This is a genomic window from Microbacterium sp. R1, from assembly GCF_015159725.1.
Lineage (GTDB): Bacteria > Actinomycetota > Actinomycetes > Actinomycetales > Microbacteriaceae > Microbacterium > Microbacterium oxydans.
Genome location: NZ_JADDUD010000013.1, coordinates 1 through 512, shown reverse-complemented (window position 1 = coordinate 512; position 512 = coordinate 1). Strand labels below are relative to the sequence as shown.

At 58.6% G+C, this 512-nt stretch carries 1 protein-coding gene; it reads left to right on the top strand.

The window, feature by feature from the left end; translation table 11 throughout:
• Nucleotides 1-160: 160 nt before the first annotated feature.
• Nucleotides 161-493, top strand: coding sequence for a cupin domain-containing protein (locus ILP86_RS19470; RefSeq protein ID WP_058631432.1), 333 nt, complete (start codon nt 161-163; stop codon nt 491-493).
• Nucleotides 494-512: the final 19 nt, after the last annotated feature.

Genomic DNA, 512 nt, shown 5'->3' with positions numbered 1-512 from the left:
GTTTTCGGTGACCAGCGTGCTGAACGAGTGGCAGGCTCGGAGAGTAAGCCGAACGGGGACAGATAATAGGTACGAGCTTGAGCCAAGCTGTGTCGGCCAGCTTGGTTCCCGTAAGGCCGAGCAACCCCACGCACGATGACATTCGAACATCGGAAATGCTATGCAAAAGACCTCACTCATCGCCCTCGCGCGACACGAACTCTCTCAGGCGAAGGAAGCGTCCAGTGGTAGAAGCGCGAAGACCGTCTTCGGAGGACACGAGCATCAACTCCGACAAACGCTTATTGCTCTCAAGGCCGGCGAAAGCCTGGCTGAGCACGAAAGCTCCGGAGAGGCAACCCTGCAAGTCCTCGAGGGCCGCGTCCTGCTCAGATTCGGAGACCTGTCGTGGAACGGATCTCCCGGTGACCTCCTCATCATCCCGGACGGGCTCCACTCACTCGACGCCATCGAGGACTCAGTCATCCTCCTGACCGTCGTTAAGAAGCACTGAAGCAGGTTGCGTACGGATC